Raw genomic sequence first — 24,175 nt, forward strand, 5'->3', positions numbered from 1 at the left:
GGTGGGGGTGGGGGGTGGGGGCTAGGAGATGGTGATGGTGCCGGTGGGGGTGCGGGTGCAGGTGACGTCGCGGGCGGCGGTGGTGGCGGCGCCGGCCAGGCACTGGCCGAGGACCTGGTGGCCGGCGGCGTTCGGGTGCCACGACTCCTGGCAGGTCTGGAAGTACGTCGCGCAGGTGTTCGCGATCTTCTGGATGGCGATCTTGTCCTTGCCGGAGAGGCTGGTCACCACGGTGCCGTTGGGCGGGCTGTCCTGGAGGCGGATCGGCGTGGCCAGGGTGCCGGTCGGGCTGGTCGCCGACTCGCAGAGCCGGGCACCGTCGAAGGCGCGCTGCACGTTGAGGTAGACCAGGTCGGCGCCGGGGAACTCGGCGGCGAGGGTGTCCCGGCCGGACTTCACGATGCTGCCCAGGCCCTGCGAGAAGCGGTGCCCGGGCAGCAGGCTGGCCCGGTGGATCGGGCAGCCGCCGGCGTACCGTTCGGCGCCGAGGTCACGGAACTTGTCCCGGGTGTCGTCCCGGCCGTCCTCGGTGTGGAACTTCGGGTCCAGGTCGAACGGCAGCGGGTTGGTGTAGTCCTGGAAGACGACCCGGTGCTGACCGTCGGCGTCGATCTCGCGCAGCGTGGTGAGGATCTGCCGTACCGCGGCGGTGGTCTCCGCGGTCGCGGCGCTGATCTGCGCGGCGGTGGCCAGGTCGGCGTCGGAGCAGGGCTGCTGCGGCACCGGCCCGTTCAGGTAGGCCCAGAACTCCCACCAGCCGGTCCACGCGTCGGCGATGAACCGGTTGGCGCACTTCTCCGCGACGCTGCCGAAGGTGAACGAGCTGTTGTTCGAGCCGAGCCCGATCAGCACCAGATCGATGTCGTGGCTCTGGCCGACGGCGCGGAGCTGGGCGAGTTGCGCGGCGACCTGACGACCGTTGGCCCGCGCCGAGGAGGCGGCGGCGATGTCGTGCGGCTGGCCGCCGGAGCAGGCCAGGTTGAACCGGTCCTGGATGCCCGGCAGGCTCGCCCGGTGCAGGGACGCGTTGGCCGACCGGTGGCAGAAGAACGCGTTGTTGTTCGGCGCGGTCCAGCCCGGGAAGCCCTGCGCGACGCCGTTGACGTCGACCACCGGGGCGTACGCGCCGGCGCCCTCACCGCTGATGAAGCTGTCGCCGAGCGCCACCGCGGCGGTGGGTGGCGCCGCCGTCGCCGGCCCGGACAGGCCGACGGCGGTGGTGAGCGCGGCGGTGGCCACGGCGAGCACCGCCGCCGCGGCGGTACGACGGAATCTGGACATGACGTCCCCCAACTGTCCATCGAAACGTGAAAGATCCTCCGAGAGCGCGATCAGATCACTTTCGCGTGACGGACGTCAATGGCCCGTAACAGGTTCGTTCGGTGATTGCCGCACCGGAACGCCGCCCGCGTCGCCAGCGGGCGACGGGGCGTACCGGAAGGGCTTCGGGGTGTGGCGACGTCAGTCGGTGCGCGGGGTGTCGCCGCCGACGGTGCCCGACCGGCCGAGGATCGCCGCGAGACCGCGGGCGTAGAGGTCACCGGGAACGCCTTCGGGGTCGATCAGGTGTTGGAAGGCGATGCCGATGTCGAGCGCGGTCATCAGGGTCGCGAGCTGCTCGACCGGAATCGGCGGGTCGCTGCCGGACCGGTCGGTGATTTCGCGGGCGTTGCCGTCGCGGACGGTGCGTAGCCAGTGCGCCATGTCCGCACGGGCCGCCGGGGTCCGCATGCCGTAGAGCCAGAACTCGACGAGCGCCATGGCGAACCGGCGCGTCTCCGGCTGGGCGAGCGCCAGTTCGTAGGTGTCGCCCAGGTGGGAGAGCCAGCCGACGGTGGAGGTTGCGGGGTTCGTGTCGGCGGCCCGGGCGTCGGTCCTGCGGCGTTCGAGGATGGCCCTCAGCAGGCCGGTCTTGCCGTCGAAGTTGGCGTAGATGGCGCCCTTGGTCAGTCCCGCCTCGGCGGCCACCTCGTCCAGCGAGGTCTGATGGATCCCCCGTTCGGCGAACAGGCTCTCGGCCGCGTCGAGCAGGCGCTGGCGGGTCCGCTGCTGTTGCTGTGCCCGGGTCAGTCGCTCACCCATGCCGTGATCCTTCCACACCCGGCCCGACCTCTTGACATACCAGGCGGTATCCAGATACTAAACGGTATGCGAAACTCGACGGGCCGCGGGAGGGCGTGATGCTGCTCCGGGTCGACAACCTGACCAAGATCTACGGGCGTGGGGCGCGCGCCAACGACGACCTCTCGCTCCAGGTGGGCGAGGGTGAGGTTCTCGGTCTGCTCGGGCACAACGGGGCCGGGAAGACCACCCTGCTCAACCAGGTCGCCGGCCTGGCCCGGCCGACGAGCGGCACGATCGTCCTCGACGGCCGCGACCCCGTCGCCGACCCGGCGTACGCCCGCCGCGTGTGCGCCCTCCAACTCCAGGCCCAGGCGCCGCTGACCGGCGTCACGCCCAGACAGGCCATCGACATGCTCGGCCGCATCCGGGGCGGCCGGCGCCAACGGGTACGCGAACGCACCGGGCAGTTGCTGGCCGCCCTCGACATCACCGAGTGGGCGGACACGCCGGGCGAGAAACTCTCCGGCGGCGTCCGCCGGCTCACCGCCTTCTGCATGGCGGTGGTGGAGCCCGGTCGCCTGGTCATGCTCGACGAACCCACCAACGACGTCGATCCGGTGCGCCGCCGGCTGATCTGGCAGCAGGTCCGTCAGCTCGCCGCCGACGGCTGCGCGGTCGTCGTGGTCACCCACAACGTCACCGAGGCCGAGCGCAGCGTCGACCGGGTCGTGGTGCTCGACCACGGCCGGGTCGCCACCACCGGCACGCCGGTCGAGCTGCGCCGCCGGGCCTCCGGCGACCTCCGGCTGGAACTGACGCTGACCCCCGGTGTCGCCGCACCGGAGCCACCCTCCTGGGCGACCCGCACCACCGTGCGCGGCCAGCACATGGTCATCTCCGTCGCCTCGGCCGGGGCGCCGCAGGCGATCGCGTGGGCGCAGCACCTGCACGCCAGCGAGTCAGTCGCCCAGTTCGTGCTCAACCCGATCAGCCTGGAAGAGATCTACGTCGGCCTGACCGGCACCTCCGAGGAGGACCACGATGCGGCACTGGCTGCGTAGCTACCTACTGCTCCTGCGCTGGCACACGATCCGGCTCAGATACCTGCTCCCGCTCATGCTCGTCATCCAGACGCTGCTGGCGGTCGGCATCGTGGTGGGCTTCTCGTTCCTGCTGCCCACCATCGACGACGCGACCGCGCTCTACCTGGCCACCGGTGCGCCCACCCTCGGTCTGATCACCGTCGGCATGGTGCTCGCCCCACAGATGGTGGCCCAGGCCAAGACCGAGGGGACCTTCGACTACCACCGGACGCTTCCGGTGCCCCGCTCGGCGCTCCTGGCCGCGGACGTCACCACCTGGTTCGCGACCTCGCTGCCCGGCCTGGCCCTGGCGCTGTTCACCGCCACGCTCCGCTTCGACCTCGACCTCGACGTCAGCCCGCTCGTCGTACCGGCGATCCTGCTCGTCGCGCTGACCGCCACCGCCATCGGCTACGCCATCTCCTACGCGGTCCCGCCGGCCGTGGCCAACCTGGCCGCACAGGTGATCGTCTTCGTCGCGCTGATGTTCTCCCCGATCAACTTTCCCGCCGACCGGCTGCCCGGCTGGCTCCAGGCGGTGCACCAGGTACTGCCCTTCCAGCACATGGCCGAGGCCATCCGCGGCACCCTGGTCGCCGGTGCCGCCGGGTTGGACGCCGTCCCCTTCGCCGTCCTCGCCGTCTGGTGCGCCCTCGGCCTCACCGTCACCCTGCGGGTGATGACCCGGCGAAGCTGATCGCTCCGGGCACCCCGACGGGCGGGCCGGCTCAGCCGGCGTGACGGAACTCGGCGCGCCAGCGGCGTACGCCCTCGGCGTCCTGAAAGCCCTCGACCCGGACCGGCCGGAGCCCGCCGGCGGCGAACGCGTCGACCTCGGCGCGGGTCAGCGGCCACGGCGGGCCCGCCGGGACCCCGCCCTCGTCCCGGCCGACGGCGATCACCAGCAGCGTGCCGCCCGGCGCGACCAACCCGCCCACGGCGGCGATCGCGGCTGGGCGCAGATCCGGCGGCAACGCCTGGACGGTCATGCTCTCCACCACCAGGTCGAAGGCGTGCCGCCACCCGGCCGGCAGGTCGAACAGGTCGGCGGCCCGGTAGTCGACCGCCGAGCCGGGGTGCCGCTGCCGGGCGGCGGCCACGGCGGTGGGGGAGACGTCGAATGCGGTCGTGGCGAAGCCCAGGCCGACGACGTGCTCGGCGTCCCGGCCGTAGCCGCAGCCGACCACCACCGCCCGCCGGCCGGCTCCGGTGACCCGGTGGCCCTCGGTCCAGTCCACCAGCAGGCCGTGCGGCGCGGTGCGCTCCCAGGGCACCACCGCGGCGCCGCGCGCCGCCTCCGCGTAGAGCCGGTCGAACCAGCCGGTCGGGTCTCCGGCGGCCAGCGACTCCGCCGCGAGCCGGTCGGCGTCCGCCTCGCTCATGCCTGCCCCCTCGCCTGTGGATCGTGCCCCGGGCGGGGCACGCGACCCGGTCACGGTAGCGGTCACCACCGACGGCCTCGGCCGGTCACCCGGGGCTCCGGCCGGGAATCGGTTCGGGCCGTCGTCGGTTGCGCTGGGATGCGGCGGGTCGAACGGGCGTTCACGGCGTTGTCGGGGCGTGCGGCTAGGCTCGCTGCGGCGTGCCCCGCCGGCCACACCCGCCGGTGCGGGGCAGCGCACCGCCGAGACCGGGGAGCCGACCAGTTGACCGCAGAGCCTGAGACCCTTTACGGGGCCGACGACCTCACGCACCTCGAGGGGCTGGACGCCGTCCGCAAGCGGCCCGGCATGTACATCGGCTCCACCGACAGCCGTGGCGTGGGTCACCTCGTCAACGAGATCCTCGACAACTCCACCGACGAGGGTGTCGCCGGTCACGCCGCGACGATCACGGTGACGTTGCACGCCGACGGCTCCGTCCAGGTCGACGACGACGGTCGGGGCATCCCCACCGACGTGCACGCCAAGTCCGGCATCTCCGGCGTCGAGCTGGTGCTCACCCGGCTGCACGCCGGTGGCAAGTTCGGCGGCTCGGGCTATAAGACCTCCGGGGGCCTGCACGGCGTCGGCGCCTCCGCGGTCAACGCGCTCTCCCGGCGGTTCGACGTCACGGTCCGCCGGGCGGGCAAGGTCCACGCCATGTCGTTCCGGCACGGCGTCCCGGGGATCTTCGACGGCGACGGCCCCGAGGCTCCCTTCACCGCCGGCCCGGGCCTCCAGATCGTCGGCGCGATGAAGCGCGGCCAGCGCACCGGCACCTCGATCCGCTACTGGCACGACACCCGCTACTTCGAGACCGGCGCGACGCTCGACGTCGACGCCGTCCGGATGAAGCTGCGCAACACCGCCTTCCTGGTGCCCGGGGTGGACTACCGGCTGCGCGACGAGACCGTCGAGGAGCCCACCGAGGAGCGGTTCCACTACCCGAACGGCCTCACCGACATGGTGGAGTTCCTCGCGCCGGCCGGCGACCGGCCGGTCTCCGGCACCCTGCTGGTCACCGGCGAGGGCACCTACCGGGAGAACGCCGCCGACGCCAACGGCGTCATGCAGTCCAACGTGCAGCGCCGCGCCGAGGTCGAGGTGGCCTTCCGGTGGGGCACCGGCTACGAGCGCACCGTCGAGTGCTTCACCAACACCATCCGCAACGCCCACGGCGGCACGCACCGCAAGGGCTTCGAGCGGGCCCTGGCGCGCACCCTCGCCGACGCCGTCCGCAACACCCGCGGCCTGCTCAAGGCCAAGGAGGACGCGCCCACGCTGGACGACGTGCTGGAGGGCATGACCGCCGTGGTGCACGTGCGGATCCCGGAGCCGCAGTTCACCTCGCAGACCAAGGACGAGCTGTCCACCGCCGGCATCACCAAGGTGATCCAGTCGCAGGTGGAGCAGCACGTCAAGGCGTGGCTGGAGGACCGGCGCACCAAGGCCGAGGCCCGCACGGTGCTGCAGAAGATCGTCGACGCGGCCCGGGTCCGGTTGACCCAGAAGCAGCAGAAGGACGCCGCCCGCCGCAAGACCGCCCTGGAGGGCGCGGCGATGCCGGCCAAGCTGGTCGACTGCCGGGCGGCGGGCATCGAACGCAGCGAGCTGTTCATCGTGGAGGGCGACAGCGCCCTCGGCACCGGCCGACTTGCCCGGTCCTCGGAATACCAGGCGTTGCTGCCGATCCGCGGCAAGATCCTCAACGTGCAGAAGGCCAACCTCCAGCAGGTGCTGGACAACGCCGAGTGCGCCGCGATCGTGCAGGTGCTCGGCGCCGGTTCCGGCCGCACCTTCGACCTGGCGTCGATGCGGTACGGGCGGGTGCTCATCATGGCCGACGCCGACGTGGACGGGGCGCACATCCGGACCCTGCTGATCACGCTCTTCGCCCGTTACATGCGACCGTTGATCGAGGCCGGCCGGCTGTTCGCGGCCATGCCGCCCCTACACAAGATCACCACCAAGGGGCGCAACCCGCAGACGACCTACACCTACACCCAGGCCGAGATGGAGGCGACGGTCCGCAAGCTGGAGAAGGCCGGCAAGCAGATCGTCACCCCGATCCCGCGCTTCAAGGGGCTCGGCGAGATGGACGCCGACGAGCTGTGGGACACCACGATGAATCCGGCCACCCGGGCGGTCCGCCGGATCACCCTCGACGACGTCGACGCCGCCGAGCGGATCCTCGACCTGCTGATGGGGGAGAAGGTCGAGCCGCGCCGCAACTGGCTGATCGACTCCGCCGACCGGGTCGACCGGGAGGCGATCGACGCATGACGACCGCTGTCGTTCGAGGGGAAAGCTGAGCCATGGCACGCCGCAAGGAAACGAAGGTCGACCTCTCCGCGTTCGACCAGGCCGGCGCGCGGGTCTTCGACAACCCACTGGTCACCGAGGTCTCCGACTCCTACCTGGAGTACGCGTTCTCGGTCATCCACTCCCGCGCCCTGCCCGACGCCCGGGACGGCCTCAAGCCGGTGCACCGGCGCATCCTGTGGTCGATGCACGAACAGGGCCACCGCCCCGACCGGGGGCACGTGAAGTCCGCCCGCATCGTCGGGGATGTGATGGGCAAGTACCACCCGCACGGCGACACCGCGATCTACGACGCGATGGTGCGGCTGGCCCAGGACTTCTCCCTCAACGCGCCCCTCATCGACGGGCATGGAAATTTTGGGTCCCCAGACGATGGACCGGCCGCCGCGCGTTATACCGAGGCTCGGATGTCCCGCGAGGCGATGCTGCTCGTCGGCGAGCTGGGCGAGGACACCGTCGACGTCGAGCCCAACTACGACGGCTCGCTGACCCAGCCTGTCGTGCTGCCCGCCGCCTTCCCGAACCTGCTGGTCAACGGCGCGTCCGGGATCGCGGTCGGGATGGCCACCAACATGATCCCGCACAACCTGGGCGAGGTCGTCTCCGCCGCCCGCTGGCTGATCAACCACCCGGACGCCACGCTGGACCGGCTGATGGAGTTCGTGCCCGGCCCGGACCTGCCCACCGGTGGGCTGCTGCTCGGCCTCGACGAGGTGCGGCGGGCCTACGAGACCGGGCGCGGCGTGGTACGGATGCGCGGCCAGGTGGAGATCGGGCCGCTGGAGGGCAGCCGGGGCCGGCAGGCGATCACCGTCGTCGAACTGCCGTACGGCGTCGGCGCGGAGAAGGTCATCGCGGCGATCACCAACGAGGTCACCAAGACCAAGCGCCTCACCGGCATCGCCGACGTCAAGGACCTCACCGACCGGGAGAACGGCACCCGCCTGGTCATCGAGTGCAAGGTCGGCGTCAACCCGCAGGCGCTGCTCGCCGACCTCTACCGGCTCACCCCGCTGGAGCAGTCCTTCGGCGTGAACAACCTGGTGCTGGTCGACGGCCAGCCGCGCACCCTCGGGTTGAAGGACCTGCTGGAGGTCTTCCTCGCCCACCGCTACGAGGTGGTGACCCGGCGCAGCGCCTACCGCCGGCGCAGGCGCGAGGAGCGCCTGCACCTGGTCGACGGTCTGCTGATCGCGCTGCTGGACATCGACCGGGTGGTCAAGCTGATCCGGGCCAGCGAGGACGCGCAGGCCGCCAAGGACGGCCTGATGCAGAAGTTCTCGCTCTCCGAGATCCAGGCCACCTACATCCTGGACACGCCGCTGCGCCGGCTCACCAAGTACGACCGGATCGAGCTGGAGGCCGAGCAGGAGAAGCTGCGCGGTGAGATCGCCGAACTGTCCACGATCCTGGACGACGAGAAGGTGCTCCGGAAGGTCGTCTCCGACGAGTTGGCGGCGGTGGTGAAGCAGTTCGGCGCACCGCGCCGCACCACCCTGGTCGACGGCGACCTCAAGCAGGTCCTGGCCGCCTCCGCGCCGGCCGGCCCGCTGGAGGTCGCCGACGACCCGTGCCAGGTGATCCTCTCCGCGACCGGGCTGGTCGCCCGGACCGCGGCCGAGTCGGAGGAGACCGCCGAGGGGCGCCGCCGGCAGGGTCGGGTCAAGCACGACGCGGTACGCGCCGTCGCGCACTCCACCGCCCGGGGTCGGGTGCTGCTGGTGACCAGTGCCGGCCGGGCGTTCAAGGTCGACGTGCTGCCGCTGCCGGTGCTGCCCGAGCAGGCCGGCACGGTGTCGCTGCGCGGTGGCATGTCCGCCGCCGAACTGGTGCCGCTGGAGCCGGGCGAGACGGTGGTCGGTCTGGCGCCGCTCGGCGCGGGCGGCGAGGGCTCGCCGGGCCTGGCGCTGGGCACCCGGCAGGGCGTGGTCAAGGTGTGCGCCCCGGACTGGCCGGTACGCTCCGACGAGTTCGAGGTGATCGGCCTGCGCGAGGGTGACGAGGTGGTCGGGGCGACCTGGCTGACCGACGGCGCCGAGTCGCTCACCTTCGTCACCTCCGAGGCGTCCCTGCTCCGCTTCCCGGCCGGCGTCGTCCGCCCCCAGGGGCTGCGTGGCGGGGGCATGGCCGGGGTCAACCTGCCGGGCGACGCGCGGGTGGTGTTCTTCGGCGCGGTCCGCACCGACGACCCGACCCACGGTGAGCCGATGGTGGTCACCTCGACCGGCGCGACGGTGAAGGTGACGCCGTTCGCGGCGTACCCGGCGAAGGGGAGGGCGACCGGCGGCGTCCGCGCGCAGCGGTTCCTCAAGGGCGAGACCGACGTGGTCGCCGCCTGGGTCGGTCCGCGACCGGTCGGCGCGACGGGGAACGGCGACCCGGTGGAGCTGCCGGCGGCGGACCCGCGCCGGGACGGCTCCGGCTTCGCCGTCATGCTCGGCCCCACCGTGATCGGCCACCAGATCGACCGACCCTGACCCGTCCGGGGCTCCGCCCGGACGGTCAGGGTGCTGCGGAACCGGGGCCCCCGGCCTGTCTGTCCGGGGGCCGAGGGGCCGCCTACAATCGGGTGCGTTCCCGCTCTGTCGCCGTCGATGGCCCGTGTGCGCCGCGAAGCACACCCCCGATGTCCCTTTCAGACCACGGCGGAGTCGCCGTAGCGGCGTGAGCGCCGCCATCCGGGTGCGGCCGCGCCGCGAGGTGCGTGCCGCCCGCCGACCCCGCCCGCACCGCTGCTGGAATCACCTGGTCGCGGCCCCGCTGTGGCCGCTGCACGGCGCCAACCTCGGTACGCTGCTGCGCACCTGCGACGCCGTCGGCGCCTGCCTCGCGGTGCCGCCGTTCCGCTGGGTCGACGAGGCGGTGGCTCGGGGCAACACCCTTCGTCGTCCCGGTTGCGTGCACCGGATCGGTGACCCGTTGCGCTGGCTCGCCGTCGAACGCTCGGCCGGCGCCCGCGTACTCGGTGTCGAACTGGCCGACGAGGCGATCCGGCTCGGGGACCTGCCCGCCGCCCGGGGCCGGACGGTGGTCGTGCTGGGTCACGAGCAGACCGGCATCCCACCCGAGGCCCTCGACTGCCTGGACGCGGCGGTGGAGATCCCCATGGTCGGCGCGGGCCACAGCCTGAACGTGGCCGTCGCGGGTTCACTCGTGCTGTACAAACTGGCCGGTCTCCTCTGAAACGCCTCGCTGCGACACAGGCGCGCGCGGCGCGCACGGGGCACGGGGCGCACGGCAAGATCGCGCACGAACAGGGATGTAGGGGCATCGCCGGGCGCGTGAGGCCACTACATCCATGATTTAGCGCGATCTTGACCCGGTCTGGGCGGGCACGGCCTGGGACGGCGCGAGGGTGGGCGGGTCAGGCCACGCCGGCGGGGCGGAACTGGACGCTGACCCGGGGACCGACCGGGCGGGCGGTCTTCGGGATCGCGTGTTCCCAGGTGCGCTGGCAGGAGCCACCCATCACCACCAGGTCACCGTGCCCGAGCGGGAAGCGCAGGCTCGGTGCGCCGCCACCACGGGGGCGCAGCAGCAGCGGCCGGGGCGAGCCGAACGAGACGATGGCCACCATCGTGTCGATGTGCGCGGAGCGGCCCTGGGTGTCGCCGTGCCAGGCCACGCTGTCCCGGCCGTCCCGGTAGAGGCACATGCCGGCGGTGACGAAGGGCTCGCCCAGCTCCGCCGCGTAGTGCCGGGTGAGCACGTCGCGCGCGGCGGTGAGCACCGGGTGGGGCAGTGCCCGCTGCGGGCCGTACCAGCAGAGCAGGCGGGGGACGTCGACGTCGGCGTCGTACATCCGGCGGCGCTCGGCGCGCCACGGCACCTCGTGCACCAGAGTGTCGAGCACTCCGCCGGAGCCGGTCACCCAGCCGGGCAGGTGGTCGACCCAGGCGCCCCGGCCGAGTTCGCGGCGACGCAGCCGGCCGGCGAGCGGGCCGAGGGTCGGGCCCTGCTCGGCGAAGTCGAGCATGGAGGGCTGGTAGGCGACGTCGGACACGTGGCCCATCCTACCCGAGAGTCGAACAGGCGTACGACGATCAGCGCCGCAGCAACCGGCGGGCCGGCCCGCGGACCGCCTGCTTGACCCGCTCGCGCAACTGCTGACCGCGCAGCGACTCGATGGTCTCCCGCAGCGAGGCGTTCTCGTCGCGCAGCCGCTGGATGCGGGCCAGCAGTTCGGCCGGCGCGGTGCTGGTGGCCGGCCGGACCACCGGCGGGTAGGTGGTCTCGCGGACCCGCTGGTCGAAGAGGGTGGCGCTCTGACCGTCGGCGAACGAGTGGCCGAGGTCGTGCTTGGCCAGGAACGTGGTGACCGCCGCGAAACGCGCCTTGTGCCCCTCGTTGAGTGCCGTGTAGTCGGCCTCGGCGTAGAGCTGCGCGGCGTCGATGTCGGCCGGCACGTCCCGCATGATCCGGTGCGGGATGTCGAAGTAGCGGGCCAGCTCCAGGGTGCGCGAGTCGTGCGCGAAGAGGTAACCGGGAGTGCCGGAGATCAACGCGGTGATGGTGCCGTGGATCCGGGTGCCGAAGGCGAAGTCGAACCCGGACAGGTACTCCATCCAGGGCCACGGGTCGACGAACATCCGCACCTTGTCCTCGACGAAGAGCGGGTGCGAGGTGTGCACCGGGATGTCGTTGCTGCGTCCCCGCAGTTCGGGGGCGTCGCCGTAGAGCAGGGTGCCCAGGGTCTTCAGATCCTGCGGGAGGTAACGCAGGTTGGGGTAGCGCGCGTGGTGGTGCCGGATGATCCCGGCCATCGAGGAGACGTACGGCGAGATGTTCAGCGCGACCCGGTCCTCGGTCGACAGCGCCGGCTTGGCCTTCTCGACCCGCAGGCTGTCGCCGTGCAGGAACATCGACGGACAGCCGATCTGCTCGACCGCGGAGAAGCCGAGCGTACGCAGGTAGCTCTCGGTCACCTCGCCGCGTACGCCGATGGTGTGCGAACGGTCGAGCACCGCGCGGCAGAAGGCGGCGACCGGCTCGTCGATCGGCCGCAGGTATTCCCGGTCGCCGTCGACGTTGGTCTGCACGCCGACGCCGAACACCACCACCGGGATCTTCAGCCGCTCGATCAACCTGGTCATCGGGACCAGCCGGTTCACGAAGCTGCGCCGGAAGGCGTTGGCCAGCGGGATGACGAAGACGTCGTACTTCTCGTTGATCTCGTCGGCCTCGCGCGGGTCGGCCCGGAACAGCGACGGGGTGATCTCCGCGGTCGACGTCGCGAGCAGTTTGTGCGCGGCATGGCTGAAGACCAGGTTGCCGTTGTTGTCGCCGATCCAGTTCCGCGCGAAGGTGTCCTCCGGGCTGAGGACGTCGAACGGGCCCTTGCGGGCCCGCAGCAGAATCCGCTGGTGCATCCGGGGTGCTCACCTTCCGTTCCGGGCACGGCGCGCCCGGCGGGAACCGCGGCGACCGTCGCGCTTCCCTATTGTGCAGGGACGGAAATCCTATGCCACCGGCCGGATCATCCCGAAGTCCGCACACCGGGCGCCGTCGCCCCGGCCGGCGTCCCGCCCCACCGGGTAGGGTGCCCGGCGTGACCAGCGCACCGGCCAGCACCCCCGCCACCCGGCTGCCGTCGCTCACCGGGCTGCGCTGGGTCGCCGCCCTGCTGGTCTTCGCCTTCCACGTCGGCACCATGCGGATCGTCGCCGAGCCCGCGGTCAAGACCGTGCTGGACAAGGCGTTCGCGCTCGGCCTCTCCGGGGTGGAGTTCTTCTTCATCCTCAGTGGGTTCGTGCTGGTCTGGTCGTACCGCGACGGCGAACCACGGCGCTCCTTCCTGCGCCGGCGGGTGGCCAAGATCTATCCGAACCACCTGGTGACCTTCCTGGTGGCGCTCGCCGTCGCGTTCTGGTTCGCCGACCCGGTGGCCCCGTGGGCCGCGGTCGGAAACCTCTTCCTGGTGCAGGCCTGGATCCCGCTCGACGGCTACTTCTACAGCGTCAACAACGTGAGCTGGTCGCTCTCCTGCGAACTGGCCTTCTATCTCTGTCTGCCGCTGGTGCTGCCGTGGCTGCGCCGGGCCCGCGCCGGTGCCCTGTGGGCGGTGGTGGTCGCGGTGCCGCTGCTCATCGTGGCTCTCTGGCCCGCCCAACTCCTGGTTCCCGAGGAGAACCGCTGGTGGTTCACCCAGGTCTTCCCGGTCGTCCGCTCCTTCGAGTTCTGGCTGGGTGTGGCCGCGGCCGAGTTGCTGCGTCGGGGCCGCTGGCGGGGACCGAACCTGACGGTGGCCAGCGTGCTGTTCGTCGTCACCTGGGTGGTGGCCGCGCTGTGGATCCGCGCCGAACTCTGGGCGGCCCTGCTCGCGGTGGCCTATCTCCTGGTCATCACGGCGGCGGCGGACGCCGACGTGCGGGGCCGGCGCACACCGTGGCGGTCCCGCCCGATGGTCTGGCTCGGCGAGGTCTCCTTCGCCTTCTACCTGGTCCACGTGCTGGTGATGACGACCGTGCTGCGGCTGACCGGGTACTGGGGCACCGGGCTGGACGGGTGGCGGGGACCGCTCGTGGTGCTCGGTTTCCTGCTGCTCACCCTGCTGCTCGCCGCGGCCCTGCACCGCTGGGTGGAGCTGCCGATGATGCGCCGGCTCGGCCCCTCGGGTCGGACCCGGCCGCCCGCACCGACCGCGCCCGCCTCGCCGGCGTCCGTCGTGCCTGAGGACTCCGCGCCGGCCCGGGTTCCCACCCCGCGCGACGGGCACGTCGAGTACGCCGGGCGGCGCGACCCCGGTTGACCCGCGCTGCCCCTGGCCCGTCGGCGGCGGCCCTACTCGGCAGCGGCCGGGCCAGCGCAGCCGGGACCGGGCGGGGGTGGGGATCAACCGGAGTCGGCCGAATCGTTATCCGGAAATTGGTGAGCCCGGTCACCCGGCTCGTGGAAACGGTCATCGTGGGTCAGTCGGGCCGATCGACGTCGGCAACTCCGGGAGGGCCGTCGCCATCTGTCCGCTTTTCGCCGCACGGTGCCGCCGGAACCGTGTGTCCCATTCAATAACGTCAGTGACCTGATGCTCCGATATTCTCCACCGCATAGGGGGTTTAGGCAGGTGAGAGTGCTTGGCGTGATCGGTACCCACCGGTAGTGTCGGCGCGTCCGGAGCGGTTTCCGATCGCACATGGCGACGCCGCGCCGACCCGCTTAATCGTGTATCCACGAACCGGGGACCCACAGCAACACCGGGGTGAATCCGCGGGCCACGGCCCGCGGTAGGGCGTACTTCCCGCCCGAATCCGTCAGCTAACCCGGTCAGCGGTCACGGAAGGAGTGTCATTCCTCGTGCCCACCCCCCGCTCGTCCCCCCACCTCCACGGCATGGCGGTGCCGGCGCTCGCCTGACGGCGACGGATTCCGGCAACCGTCCCGACCGCCCGGCCCCCGGGCGTTCCCTTCCCGCGGCAACCCGACCCGCCCGCGCGCGTGAACTCCTCCGCGCGTCGGGTGGCTGGCTGCTGCCCACGCCCCCGTGGAGGACATCGTGAAGCACCACCTGAAGCGTCAGCTGCGGCGCCTCGTGACCCAACGCCCGTACCAGATCGTCGCCGGAGCGACCGCGGCGCTCGTGCTGGCCGGCGGCACCGGTGCCGCCCTCGCCACCGGCGACGCCCCGGCCCCGGTGGCGGGCGCCGCCCCGGTGGCCGAGCTGGACTCCCGGATCGACGAGGCCGCCACCACGGGCGAGGTGCGGGTCGCCGACCCGTCTCCGTCCCCGTCCGCCTCGCCGAGCGGGTCACCGTCGGCGGCGAAGCCCGCCGCCAAGGCCACCACCGACCCGGACACCAGCCGTCCGGCCAAGCCGAAGCCGCCGTCGACAAAGGTGCTCGACTACGACTACCAGGCGCAGACCACCTTCTACTACTGCGGCCCCGCCGCGGTGCGTAACGCGCTCGACGCCGCCGGCGTCACGCGCAGCCAGGACGAGTTGGCCGTCGCGCTCGGCACCACCGAGATGGGTACGAACTCGGCCCTGGACACCACCCGGGTGCTCAACCAGCAGGTCAAGGGCAACCCGTACCGGACCCGGACCATTCCCGGCGCGGCCAGTCCGGCTCAGCTGGACCAGCTCCGGGCCGACGTGGTCCGGGTGATCAACGACAACCGCGCGATCGTGGCGAACGTCGTCGGCACCGCCACCGACACCAACGGCGGCTGGCACTCGTTCCCGGGCGGCCACTACGTCGCCGTGGTCGGCTACAAGAACGACGGCCGGACCGTGCGGATCGCCGACTCGGCCGACCCGTCGCTGCCCGGGTACTGGATCAGCACCATCGACCTGGCGAACTGGATGGTCACCCGCGGCTACTCCGCCTGACCGTACCGCCGCCGTCGGGCACCGGCTCCGTCGAGCCGGTGCCCGACGGTGTCCACCCTCGCGCATCGTGTCCGTCCGGTGGCACACTGCGCCGTATGGGCGACGCGACGGGTACCCGCCATCTGCTGCTGCTGCACGGCATGGGCGCCACCGGTGAGGTGTGGCTGCCCTGGGCGCCGCTGCTGGAGCGCCACTGGGCGGGGCGTTGGTTCGCCCCCGACCTGGCCGGGCACGGCTGGTCGCCGCCGCTGCCCGCGTACACCTTCCAGGAGCTGGCCGGACGGGTGGTCGAAGGGCTCGGCCCGGTGGCCCGGCGGTTCGGCCCCCGCGACCGGCTCGTGCTGCTCGGACACTCGCTCGGGGGAGTCGTCGCGCTGGCCCTGGCCGCGCCGTCGTGGCGCCTGCCGGTCGACGCGGTGGTCGGGCTGGGTGTCAAGGCAGTCTGGTCCCCGGCCGACCTGGACAAGGCCCGCGAGCTGGCCGCCCGCCCGGTGACCTGGTTCGCTACCCGGGACGAGGCGGCCCGCCGCTACCTGCGGGTCTCCGGCCTGACCGGGCTGTTCGCCCCGGACCATCCGGTGGTCGACGCGGGACTGCGCCGTGAGGACGACCGCTGGCGGCTGGCCATGGACCCGGCGGCGTTCGCGGTGGGGGAGCCGAGGCTGCCCGCGCTGCTCGCCGCCACCGACGTCCCGGTGCTGCTGGCCCGCGGGGAGCGGGACCCGATGGTGAGCGACGCGCAACTCAAGGAGCTGGACGTCCCGGTCGCCACCCTGCCAGGGCTGGGCCACCAGGCGCACGTGGAGGACCCGGCGGCGGTGCTCGCCCTGCTCGACCCGTACCTCTGACCGGGGTCTACACGGAGGGGGACAGCGGCGAGCCGTGCGGCACGCCGGCCCGCGGGTCCGGCGCGGTCCAGTCCGCGCCGAGCTGCCGGCGGGCGGCGTCCAGGAACACCTCGGCGTACGACTCGGCCGGGAAGTCACCCAGGTAGCGGGTCCGGGTGGCCCAGCGGGCCGCCGCCTTCGGGTCGGTGTCCAGCAGCGCGGTCAGCACGTCGTCCAGGTCGGACATGTCGCGGCGCAGCACGTAGCCCGAGGCGGCCAGCGGGAACCGCTCGACGAACTGCGTCCCGTCCACGCCCATGTCGGTGACCGCGTACGGCTTGCCGGAATAGAGCCAGTCGGAGATCACCCCGGACACGTCCGAGATCAACGCGTCGGCGCGGTTGACGCACTCGGTGAGGGTCAGCTCGCGGCCGGCCGCCGCACCCCACAGGTGCTCCCGGCCGGTCTTGGCCCGGTCGGCGGCGAGCAGCTCGGTGAGGCGGGCCAACTGCCGGGCCGACGTCGGGTTCTGCGAGGTGTACGGGTGCGCCCGCAGGATCACCGTCGCCCCCCGGTCCAGCAGCCGGCGGATCACCGTCTCGGCAACCGGCAGTGAGCAGTAGTCGGCGTCGGCGTGGTGCCCGGTCCAGGTGGGGGTGTAGAGCACGGTCGGGTGGGCCGGGCCGGGCGTCGGCTCCCGGCGCACCTCGATCGCCTCCACCTGGGGGCGGCCGACCACGACGAACTTCTCGGCCGGGATCTCCACGCCGGCCCGGGCGTACCGCTCGATCGCGGCCTGCCCGGCGACGAAGATCTTGTCGAAGATGGCCGAGACCGGGTTGGCGCTGGGCGCCTTGTCACTGTCGCCGTGGTGCAGCTGCACGTGGGTGAGCTGCGTGAAACGGACGCAGTGGCTGTTCTTCGCGCCGTGGTTGACGTAGAAGGCCGCCCGCAGGCTCGGCACCAGCGCCTCGTCCATGGTCTTCAGCGTGGGGCAGTAGACCACCGGCGCCCGGGTCGCGGCGGCCACGGTGGGCAGGAACTCCGGTTCGCGCAGCAGCACCAGGAACGGCCGACCGATCCGCTCCAGGTAGGGCAGCCACATGGTGACCTGGTACTCGGAGCCGGGCGGGGCGGAGAAGTAGAGCAGGAACTCGGGCTGGTGCCGGCGCAGCGCCCGGCCCACCGGACCGCCGCCGGCCGACGGCCGGAACCGGCGCCGGGCCAGGTCGAGGCCGACCGCGACGCAGCCCGCCCCGACCAGCAGCGTGGCCACCAGAGCCACCCAGGCCGGCAGGACCAGGCCGGCGGCCAGCGCCACCAGCGCGAGCAGCGCCAGCACCACGTCACCGAGCCGGGAGGTGACCAGCGGGACCCAGGACCGGACCGGCAGGTTGGCCGCCTGGATCTCCAGGGCGCCGGCGTCGCGCAGCGGCCCGCCCAGCAGCACCAGTCCCAGCAGCACCAGCGCGGTGGCGGCCAGCGCCGGGTCGAAGCCGCCGTCCAGACGGCGGGCGTAGCCGACCAGGATGCCGGCGGCGACCAGCACCGATTCGGCGAGGCCGTCGGCGGTCGGTCGGACCCGGCGCTCCCAGGCGGCGGCGGCGAGCGCCGCGACCGCGATCACCAGGCCCCAACCGGTCGCCCCGGTGAGCGCCAGGAGGAGGAAGGCCAACACCGCCAGCCCGGCGGCCAGCACCCGGGCGAGCAGCTTCCGGATCAGGTCCCCACGCATCTGGTTCGTCCCGTCCCGCGGCTCAGGCGTCGACGCCGGTGGGCAGTTGCTCCGCCGGGTGCGCGCCGGGCGTCCGGCGTACGTCGATCACCTGGCCGGTCAGCTCGGAGATCAGCACGTCCAGGGAGGCCTGGGCGACCGCCTCGGAGGAGAGCAGCGTGTGCTCGGGCTCCTCGCCGAACGCCTTGGTGCGCATCGGGGTCGCGGTGCGTTCCGGGTTGACGCAGTTGACCCGTACGCCGAACTCGGCCCACTCGTCGGAGAGCGCCTGGGTCAGGTTGACCAGCGCCGCCTTGGTCGCCGAGTAGAGCGCGTAGCGGGCCCGGCCCCGGGTGTACGAGCTGGAGGTGTAGAGCAGTAGCTGGCCCTTGGTCTGCTGGAGGTAGGGCAGCGACTGCCGGGCGATGGTGACCGGGCCGACGAAGTTGACGTGCAGGAGGCGCTCCATCGTCTCCTCGTCCATCTCCGCGAGGGCGCCCCGCTCCAGGATCCCGGCGGTCACCACCACGTGGTCGATCCGGCCGGTCGCCTCGAAGGCGGTCTTCAGCGCCGCGGAGACGTCCTCGGGCCGCTCGACGTGGGTGCCCGTGGTGGAGCGGCTGAACGGGAAGACCTGGGCGCCGTAGCGGCGGGCCAGCTCGGTGAGGTCGTTGCCGATGCCGTAGCTGCCGCCGAACACCACGATGGTCCGGCCGGTCAGCTCCTCGGTGTAGCTGCGCAGGTCGGTGACCTTGGGCACCTGGGCGGCGGCGAGCTGGAAGAGCTTGTCCGCCAGGTGCACGTCGACCGGGTGGGTGACCTTGATGTTCTCGTCGGAGCCGTCGATCACCTTGATCGGGGTGCCGGGCAGGTAGCGCAGCACGACCCCGCAGTCGTCGGTGGCGGCGAAGTCCGGGTCGCCCGCGGCCCGCCGGTACGCCTCCCGAATGGTGCCGGAGCGGAACGCCTGTGGCGTCTGCCCACGGCGCAGCGACGCGCGGACCGGGATGTCGGTGATGCAGTCGTCCCGGTCGACCTGGATGATCGTGTCGGCGGACGGAATGGCCACGTCCACCGCCGAGTAGGTCCAGAGCGCGTTCACGCACTCCCGCACGATCCGGCCGCTGACCAGCGGTCGCACCGCGTCGTGGAAGAGGATGTTCACGTCACCCTCGCCGACCGCGTCCAGCGCGATCCGGGTGGTGTCGTTGCGGGTCTCGCCGCCCTCGATCACCTTGCCGACCTTGCGGAACCTCGCGTCGGCGACGATCCGCTCGGCGTCGGCCACGTGGCCGGGGGCCATCAGCACGATGATCTCGTCGATCTCCGGCGCGGCCTCGAACACCGCCAGGGTGTGCTCCAGGATCGGCTTCCCGGCGATCTTCAGCAGCTGCTTCGGGATGCCCAGCCCGAGTCGCGTGCCCGTCCCGCCGGCCAGGATCACGGCCACCGTCCGCGAGGGGCGCCAGGGTGCCGGGGCGGCGTCCGGAGCGGTGGTGTGGTCCTGCGTCATTGCCGTTCCTCACTTCTGGGGTGGGTGGGGGGTTTACGCGTCGGTGACCGGATGGGGATGGCGGGCCGGCACCGAGGAGAACCTTAACGCGGAAGACGGGGCGCACCGACCCGGGCGAACCCGGACCGAAGCGCCCCGTCGTCGCGGGCTACTTGTGGCTCTCGTACGCCGCGCAGACCTCGGCGGTGGGGCCGTCCATCTTGAGTACGCCGCCCTCCAGCCAGATGGTCCGCTCGCAGGTGTCCCGGATCGAGGTCAGCGAGTGGCTCACCAGGAACACCGTGCCGGCGCTGGCCCGCAGTTCCCGCACCCGCTGCTCGCTGCGCGCGCGGAACTTGTGGTCACCGGTGGCGAGGGCCTCGTCGATGAGCAGCACGTCGTGCTTCTTGGCGGCGGCGATGGCGAAGCGCAGCCGGGCGCCCATCCCGGAGGAGTAGGTGCGCATCGGCAGCGAGGCGAAGTCACCGCGCTCGTTGATGCCGGAGAACTCGATGATCTCCGGCGCCAGCCGCTTCACCTCCTCCGGCTGCATGCCCATGGCCAGGCAGCCGAGCACCACGTTGCGCTCACCGGAGAGGTCGTTGAGCAGCGCCGCGTTCACGCCGAGCAGGGACGGCTGGCCCTTGGTGTAGACGGTGCCCCGGGCCGGCGGGAGCAGCCCGGCGACGGCCCGCAGCAGGGTCGACTTGCCGGAGCCGTTGCTGCCGATCAGGCCGATCGCCTCGCCCTGGTACGCGGTGAAGCTCACGCCCTTCACCGCGTGCACCTCGCGGACGTTCGGCGCGTTGGTCCGGGACGCGATCCGCTTGAGGGCCGCCACCGGCGAGTGGCCCCCGGTGGCGCCCTTGTGGATCCGGTAGATCACGTGCACGTCGTCGACCACGACGGTGGGGATCCGTCCGGAGTCCACCACGGCGGCGTTGCCCGCCGGCTGGGTCTGCTCAGCCACGGCCGTACTCCTTTTCTCCGCGCCAGAAGTAGACGAACCCGCCGAGGCCCATCAGGACCGCCCAGCCGGCGGCGAGCAGCCAGAGCCGGGTGGGGGAGCCGAGCACGTGCTCCTGGTGGGAGTCCAGCAGCGCGTACCGGGCCAGCTCGATGTAGACCAGCGGCGGGTTGCACTCGAGCAGGGTGGCGGCCCAGTTCGGCAGGTGATCCCGGAACAGTGCGACCGGGTAGAGCACGCCGGAGGCGTACAGCCAGGTCCGCATCACGAACGGCATGATCTGCTTGAGGTCGGTGACCTTGGAGCCGACGCGGGCCATCACCATGGTCAGCCCGACGTTGAAGATCGTCTGGAGCAGCATCATCGGCACGATCAGCAGCCAGCGCAAGGTCAGCGGCTCGCCGGTGAACAGCACGATGGCCGCGAGCACCACCAACGACATGAGTAGCTGCTGGAGCTGGATCAGCGTGACGGTGATCGGCAGCGCGGCGCGGGGGAACTGCAGGGCGCGGATCAGGCCCAGGTTGCTGGTGATCGCGCTGGTGCCGTTCGACACCGCGCTCTGGGTGAACATGAAGATGAACACGCCGGTGCAGAGGTACGCGATGAAGTTCGGCACGTTGCGGTCCTGGGACAGGATCACCCCGAAGATCAGGTAGTAGACCGCCGCGTTGGTCAGCGGGGTCAGCACCTGCCAGAGCTGGCCGAGCTGGGTGTTGCTGAACGACGAGGCGACCTTCGCCCGCGAGTACGCGGTCATGAAGTGTCGGTACGCCCACAGCCGGCGGGCGTACTCCCCCAGGGGCGGGCGTTCCCCGGCGACCCGAAGCCCGTAGCGCTTCGCGAGCTGGGCCCGGGTCAGCCCGGATTCGGGGTCGGCCACCGCGGTGTTGGCCATGGTCAGGCGCTCCGATCTTTCGTGCCGATGGGGAGCAGTGGAAGGGTGTCGCGGCAATGAGATCAGCGCGGCCGGCGCGCAGGGGGGCCGGCTCGCTGCTGCGTGGAAAGTAATCCAAAATACGTCGGGACGCAACTGTAGCGTCGTTGCGCTACATTGTCCCACGTGACAACCGAGAAGAGGCGTGTGCCGGCCGGTGCCGCGGTGCTGCGTGGGGAGATCACCACCGCCATCCGCGCCGCCGTCATGCAGGAGCTGGCCGAGGTCGGTTACGGGCGCCTCTCGGTCGAGGCGGTGGCCCGCCGTGCCGGCGTCAGCAAGACCGCGATCTACCGCCGCTGGCGCTCGAAACTCGACCTGGTGCTGGACCTGGTCTCCGCCGCCGCGGGACGCAACCTGCCGCTGCTGGACACCGGGAGCCTGCTCGGCGACCTGGAGATCCTGCTCCACGTGATGGCCCGTGCGCTGCGTCACCGGCTGGCCTCGCAGATCATCCCGGACCTGCTGGCGGAGGCGGCCCGCAACCCGCAGATCGCGGAGAAGCTCCAGGCCGCGCTGGACGACTACCAGCAGGCCGTCGGCCGGATCCTGATCGGGCGGGCGGTCGAACGCGGGGAACTGTCCCCGGACACCGACCGGCGCGCCGCGGTCGACCTGATCGTCGGTCCGGTCTACTGGCGGATGGCCATCTCGCGGGCGACGCTGGAGCCGGCGGAGGTGCCCCGGATGGCCTCCGCGATCGCCGCGGCCCTCCGGGTAGCATGCGGGGGACCTGCCCGCGCCGAGGTGGAAGTCTGACCCCCGGTCCCGCGGTCGGCGGCCCACCCGCCATCATGAACAGCAGGGCACAACTGGCCGGACAACGGCCGCCAAACGGTTAATTTCCCCCACATACCGCTACGATGCCCACGTCCCACAGCGAGCCACCCGCGACAGGAGGAAGCCCCATGGTCGGGCCGCATCCAGAGTTCATTCCCCCGGCACGCCCGATCATCGGTGAGGCCGAGATCGAGGCGGCGGTTCGGGTGCTGCGGAGCGGCCGGGTCGTTCAGGGCCCCGAGGTCGCCGCGTTCGAGCAGGAGTTCGGCGACCTCGTCGCCGGGCGGCACTGCGTCGCCGTCAACTCCGGCACCTCCGCGCTCCAGCTCACTCTGATGGCGCTCGGCTTCGGCCCGGGTGACGAGGTCGTCGTACCCTCCTTCTCCTTCGCCGCCAGCGCGAACGCCGTCCGGCTGGTCGGTGCCGAGCCGGTCTTCGTCGACATCGAGCCCGGCAGCTTCTGTCTCGACCCGGAGGCGGTCGCCGCCGCGATCACCCCACGCACCGTCGCCGTCATGCCGGTGCACCTCTACGGTCACCCCGCCGCGATGGACAGGATCATGGCCATCGCGCAGCGGCACGGCCTCGCCGTGGTGGAGGACGCCGCCCAGGCACACGGGGCCGCCCTGGGTGGGACGCCGGTCGGTGCCTTCGGCACCGCCGGCTGCTTCAGCTTCTATCCCACCAAGAACATGCACGCCCTGGAGGGCGGCATGATCAGCACCGGTGACGCCGAGCTGGCGCGCACCCTGCGGCTGCTGCGCAACCAGGGCATGGAGCAGCGGTACGCCAACGAGATCGTCGGCGCCAACATGCGGATGACGGACGTGGCCGCCGCGATCGGCCGGGTGCAGCTCACCCAGCTGGCCGAGTGGACCGAGCAGCGCCGGGCCAACGCCAAGGTGCTCGACTCGAAGATCACCGCGATGGTCACCCCGCCGGTCGCGGACGACGCGCGACACGTCTACCACCAGTACACCGTCCGGGTGCGGGGCAACCGGGACGCCGCCATGGCCCGCCTCACCGAGCTGGGCATCGGCAACGCGGTCTACTACCCGACCCCGATCCACCGACTCAAGCCCTACCTCGACTCCGACGGCAAGCCGGGCCCGTGGGACCTGCCGGAGACCGAGCGGGCCGCGGCCGAGGTCGTCTCGCTGCCGGTGCACCCGTCGCTGAGCCCGTCGGACCTGGAACGGATCGCCGACGGCGCGAACCTGGCCGGGGGTGCGCGATGAGCCAGAGCCGCAACCTGCGCGCCGGCCTGATCGGCCTGGGCGCGATGGGCCGCAACCACGGCCGCGTGCTGTCCGGTCTGGACGGCGTCGAACTGGTCGGCGTGGTCGACCCGGCCGGCGACGCCACCGGCACCCTCCGCGCCCCGGTCGTCCCCGAACTGGCCGACCTGCTGGCCATGGGCATCGACTACGCGGTCGTCGCCTGCCCGACCGCCCTGCACGAGCGGATCGGCCTGGAGCTGGCCGCCAACGGTGTCTGCGCGCTGATCGAGAAGCCGCTCGCCCAGTCCGTCGAGGCCGCCACCCGACTGGTGGAGGCGTTCGAGGCCGCCGGCCTGGTCGCCGGCGTCGGGCACATCGAGCGCTACAACCCCGCGCTGCAGAGCCTGCGTACCCGGCTGGAGGCCGGCGAGCTGGGCGAGGTCTTCCAGGTCGTCACCCGCCGGCAGGGGCCGTTCCCGCACCGGATCGCCGACGTCGGCGTGGTGATGGACCTGGCCACCCACGACATCGATCTGACCGCCTGGGTGACCGGTCAGGACTACACCTCGGTGTCGGCGCACACGGTCTCCCGCAGCGGCCGGCTGCACGAGGACATGGTCGCCGTGGTGGGACAGCTCGCCGACGGCACGATGGTCAACCACCTGGTGAACTGGCTGAGCCCGCTCAAGGAGCGGTCCACCGTGGTCACCGGCGACAAGGGCTGCTTCGTCGCCGACACGCTCACCGCCGACCTCACCTTCTATGCCAACGCCGCCATCGACACCGAGTGGGAGGCGCTGCGCGCGTTCCGCGGGGTGGCCGAGGGCGACATGGTCCGGTACGCGATCCCGAAGCGGGAACCGCTGCTGGTCGAGCACGAGCGCTTCCGGGACGCGGTCGAGGGCAAGGAGAGCGACATCGTCACCCTCCGCCAGGGTCTGCGGACCGTGGAGGTCGCCGGCGCGGTGCTCCGGTCCGCGACCGAGGGCACCACCGTGTCCGTCACGCCGGCGCTGCGGAGCTGAC

Annotated in this window: 20 protein-coding genes and 1 riboswitch; of the genes, 11 read left to right on the forward strand and 9 right to left on the reverse strand. The window is 72.1% G+C overall.

The window, feature by feature from the left end; translation table 11 throughout:
• Positions 1-21 precede the first annotated feature (21 nt).
• Together D7223_RS17675 and D7223_RS17680 are read right to left on the reverse strand one after the other, a co-directional pair.
• Complete coding sequence (locus D7223_RS17675) at positions 22-1,281, reverse strand: SGNH/GDSL hydrolase family protein (RefSeq protein WP_120729490.1); 1,260 nt, start codon at positions 1,279-1,281, stop codon at positions 22-24.
• Positions 1,282-1,461: 180 nt separating this feature from the next.
• Positions 1,462-2,082, reverse strand: coding sequence for a TetR/AcrR family transcriptional regulator (locus D7223_RS17680; protein WP_120729491.1), 621 nt, complete (start codon positions 2,080-2,082; stop codon positions 1,462-1,464).
• A gap of 101 nt (positions 2,083-2,183) precedes the next feature.
• Between D7223_RS17680 and D7223_RS17685 the strand changes: the two genes are divergently transcribed.
• The gene (locus D7223_RS17685) at positions 2,184-3,125 is read left to right on the forward strand and encodes an ATP-binding cassette domain-containing protein (RefSeq protein ID WP_186832414.1); all 942 of its coding nucleotides are present in this window, start codon (positions 2,184-2,186) and stop codon (positions 3,123-3,125) included.
• A complete protein-coding gene (locus D7223_RS17690; RefSeq protein WP_120729493.1) occupies positions 3,106-3,843 on the forward strand; it encodes an ABC transporter permease in 738 nt (245 codons plus the stop codon). Before D7223_RS17685 ends, D7223_RS17690 begins: the two co-directional genes overlap by 20 nt.
• A 31-nt stretch (positions 3,844-3,874) precedes the next feature.
• Here the strand turns inward: D7223_RS17690 and D7223_RS17695 are convergent, their stop codons facing one another.
• The gene (locus D7223_RS17695) at positions 3,875-4,528 is read right to left on the reverse strand and encodes a class I SAM-dependent methyltransferase (RefSeq protein ID WP_120729494.1); all 654 of its coding nucleotides are present in this window, start codon (positions 4,526-4,528) and stop codon (positions 3,875-3,877) included.
• A 138-nt stretch (positions 4,529-4,666) separates the two neighbouring features.
• Between D7223_RS17695 and D7223_RS17700 the strand changes: the two genes are divergently transcribed.
• The 3 genes from D7223_RS17700 to D7223_RS17710 all read left to right on the forward strand — a co-directional run bounded on the left by D7223_RS17700 (position 4,667) and on the right by D7223_RS17710 (position 10,072).
• Positions 4,667-6,850 carry a DNA gyrase/topoisomerase IV subunit B gene (locus D7223_RS17700; protein WP_238162098.1) on the forward strand — a complete coding sequence of 728 codons (2,184 nt, stop codon included), beginning with the start codon at positions 4,667-4,669 and terminating at the stop codon, positions 6,848-6,850.
• 32 nt (positions 6,851-6,882) lie between these two features.
• Positions 6,883-9,366 carry a DNA gyrase/topoisomerase IV subunit A gene (locus D7223_RS17705; protein WP_120729496.1) on the forward strand — a complete coding sequence of 828 codons (2,484 nt, stop codon included), beginning with the start codon at positions 6,883-6,885 and terminating at the stop codon, positions 9,364-9,366.
• A 187-nt stretch (positions 9,367-9,553) separates the two neighbouring features.
• Entirely contained in the window at positions 9,554-10,072 is a 519-nt protein-coding gene (locus D7223_RS17710; RefSeq protein ID WP_120729497.1) for a TrmH family RNA methyltransferase, read from the forward strand.
• Between the two features lie 181 nt (positions 10,073-10,253).
• Here D7223_RS17710 and D7223_RS17715 read toward each other — a convergent pair whose 3' ends face one another.
• Both D7223_RS17715 and D7223_RS17720 read right to left on the reverse strand, forming a co-directional pair.
• On the reverse strand, positions 10,254-10,892 hold the full coding sequence (locus tag D7223_RS17715; RefSeq protein ID WP_120729602.1) for an alpha-ketoglutarate-dependent dioxygenase AlkB: 639 nt from the start codon (positions 10,890-10,892) through the stop codon (positions 10,254-10,256).
• A 40-nt stretch (positions 10,893-10,932) separates the two neighbouring features.
• Positions 10,933-12,258 carry a polysaccharide pyruvyl transferase family protein gene (locus tag D7223_RS17720; RefSeq protein WP_120729498.1) on the reverse strand — a complete coding sequence of 442 codons (1,326 nt, stop codon included), beginning with the start codon at positions 12,256-12,258 and terminating at the stop codon, positions 10,933-10,935.
• 179 nt (positions 12,259-12,437) lie between these two features.
• Here D7223_RS17720 and D7223_RS17725 point away from each other — a divergent pair, with 179 nt between their 5' ends.
• From D7223_RS17725 to D7223_RS17735, 3 genes are all read left to right on the forward strand, one after another.
• Positions 12,438-13,637, forward strand: coding sequence for an acyltransferase family protein (locus D7223_RS17725; protein ID WP_120729499.1), 1,200 nt, complete (start codon positions 12,438-12,440; stop codon positions 13,635-13,637).
• 391 nt (positions 13,638-14,028) lie between these two features.
• Positions 14,029-14,170: riboswitch (cyclic di-AMP (ydaO/yuaA leader) on the forward strand.
• 208 nt (positions 14,171-14,378) lie between these two features.
• On the forward strand, positions 14,379-15,212 hold the full coding sequence (locus D7223_RS17730; protein WP_120729603.1) for a C39 family peptidase: 834 nt from the start codon (positions 14,379-14,381) through the stop codon (positions 15,210-15,212).
• 95 nt (positions 15,213-15,307) lie between these two features.
• Entirely contained in the window at positions 15,308-16,060 is a 753-nt protein-coding gene (locus D7223_RS17735) for an alpha/beta fold hydrolase (RefSeq protein ID WP_120729500.1), read from the forward strand.
• Between the two features lie 7 nt (positions 16,061-16,067).
• Here the strand turns inward: D7223_RS17735 and D7223_RS17740 are convergent, their stop codons facing one another.
• The 4 genes from D7223_RS17740 to D7223_RS17755 all read right to left on the reverse strand — a co-directional run bounded on the left by D7223_RS17740 (position 16,068) and on the right by D7223_RS17755 (position 21,110).
• Positions 16,068-17,774 (reverse strand): CDP-glycerol glycerophosphotransferase family protein, encoded by a 1,707-nt coding sequence (locus D7223_RS17740; RefSeq protein WP_120729501.1) that lies wholly within the window; start codon positions 17,772-17,774, stop codon positions 16,068-16,070.
• A gap of 22 nt (positions 17,775-17,796) precedes the next feature.
• Complete coding sequence (locus D7223_RS17745) at positions 17,797-19,266, reverse strand: bifunctional cytidylyltransferase/SDR family oxidoreductase (protein ID WP_120729502.1); 1,470 nt, start codon at positions 19,264-19,266, stop codon at positions 17,797-17,799.
• A gap of 148 nt (positions 19,267-19,414) precedes the next feature.
• Entirely contained in the window at positions 19,415-20,215 is an 801-nt protein-coding gene (locus D7223_RS17750) for an ABC transporter ATP-binding protein (RefSeq protein ID WP_120729503.1), read from the reverse strand.
• On the reverse strand, positions 20,208-21,110 hold the full coding sequence (locus D7223_RS17755; RefSeq protein ID WP_120729504.1) for an ABC transporter permease: 903 nt from the start codon (positions 21,108-21,110) through the stop codon (positions 20,208-20,210). The genes D7223_RS17750 and D7223_RS17755 overlap by 8 nt, the downstream gene beginning before the upstream one ends.
• A 165-nt stretch (positions 21,111-21,275) precedes the next feature.
• On the opposite strand from D7223_RS17755, the gene D7223_RS17760 reads away from it, so the two are divergent.
• The 3 genes from D7223_RS17760 to D7223_RS17770 all read left to right on the forward strand — a co-directional run bounded on the left by D7223_RS17760 (position 21,276) and on the right by D7223_RS17770 (position 24,174).
• On the forward strand, positions 21,276-21,908 hold the full coding sequence (locus D7223_RS17760) for a TetR/AcrR family transcriptional regulator (RefSeq protein WP_120729505.1): 633 nt from the start codon (positions 21,276-21,278) through the stop codon (positions 21,906-21,908).
• 149 nt (positions 21,909-22,057) lie between these two features.
• Positions 22,058-23,167, forward strand: a complete 1,110-nt coding sequence (locus D7223_RS17765; RefSeq protein ID WP_120729506.1) for a DegT/DnrJ/EryC1/StrS family aminotransferase — start codon at positions 22,058-22,060, stop codon at positions 23,165-23,167.
• The gene (locus tag D7223_RS17770) at positions 23,164-24,174 is read left to right on the forward strand and encodes a Gfo/Idh/MocA family protein (RefSeq protein WP_120729507.1); all 1,011 of its coding nucleotides are present in this window, start codon (positions 23,164-23,166) and stop codon (positions 24,172-24,174) included. Before D7223_RS17765 ends, D7223_RS17770 begins: the two co-directional genes overlap by 4 nt.
• Position 24,175: the final 1 nt, after the last annotated feature.

This window comes from Micromonospora endolithica, from assembly GCF_003626595.1.
In the GTDB taxonomy this organism is placed as follows: Bacteria; Actinomycetota; Actinomycetes; order Mycobacteriales; family Micromonosporaceae; genus Micromonospora; species Micromonospora endolithica.

Excerpts from the sequence above, each read along its gene's own strand:
- D7223_RS17675 (WP_120729490.1), bottom strand. The coding sequence starts at position 1,281 with ATGTCCAGATTCCGTCGTACCGCCGCGGCGGCGGTGCTCGCCGTGGCC.
- D7223_RS17680 (WP_120729491.1), bottom strand. The coding sequence starts at position 2,082 with ATGGGTGAGCGACTGACCCGGGCACAGCAACAGCAGCGGACCCGCCAG.
- D7223_RS17690 (WP_120729493.1), top strand. The coding sequence starts at position 3,106 with ATGCGGCACTGGCTGCGTAGCTACCTACTGCTCCTGCGCTGGCACACG.
- D7223_RS17695 (WP_120729494.1), bottom strand. The coding sequence starts at position 4,528 with ATGAGCGAGGCGGACGCCGACCGGCTCGCGGCGGAGTCGCTGGCCGCC.
- D7223_RS17700 (WP_238162098.1), top strand. The coding sequence starts at position 4,667 with ATGCGGCGGGTCGAACGGGCGTTCACGGCGTTGTCGGGGCGTGCGGCT.
- D7223_RS17705 (WP_120729496.1), top strand. The coding sequence starts at position 6,883 with ATGGCACGCCGCAAGGAAACGAAGGTCGACCTCTCCGCGTTCGACCAG.
- D7223_RS17720 (WP_120729498.1), bottom strand. The coding sequence starts at position 12,258 with ATGCACCAGCGGATTCTGCTGCGGGCCCGCAAGGGCCCGTTCGACGTC.
- D7223_RS17735 (WP_120729500.1), top strand. The coding sequence starts at position 15,308 with ATGGGCGACGCGACGGGTACCCGCCATCTGCTGCTGCTGCACGGCATG.
- D7223_RS17740 (WP_120729501.1), bottom strand. The coding sequence starts at position 17,774 with ATGCGTGGGGACCTGATCCGGAAGCTGCTCGCCCGGGTGCTGGCCGCC.
- D7223_RS17745 (WP_120729502.1), bottom strand. The coding sequence starts at position 19,266 with ATGACGCAGGACCACACCACCGCTCCGGACGCCGCCCCGGCACCCTGG.
- D7223_RS17755 (WP_120729504.1), bottom strand. The coding sequence starts at position 21,110 with ATGGCCAACACCGCGGTGGCCGACCCCGAATCCGGGCTGACCCGGGCC.
- D7223_RS17765 (WP_120729506.1), top strand. The coding sequence starts at position 22,058 with ATGGTCGGGCCGCATCCAGAGTTCATTCCCCCGGCACGCCCGATCATC.
- D7223_RS17770 (WP_120729507.1), top strand. The coding sequence starts at position 23,164 with ATGAGCCAGAGCCGCAACCTGCGCGCCGGCCTGATCGGCCTGGGCGCG.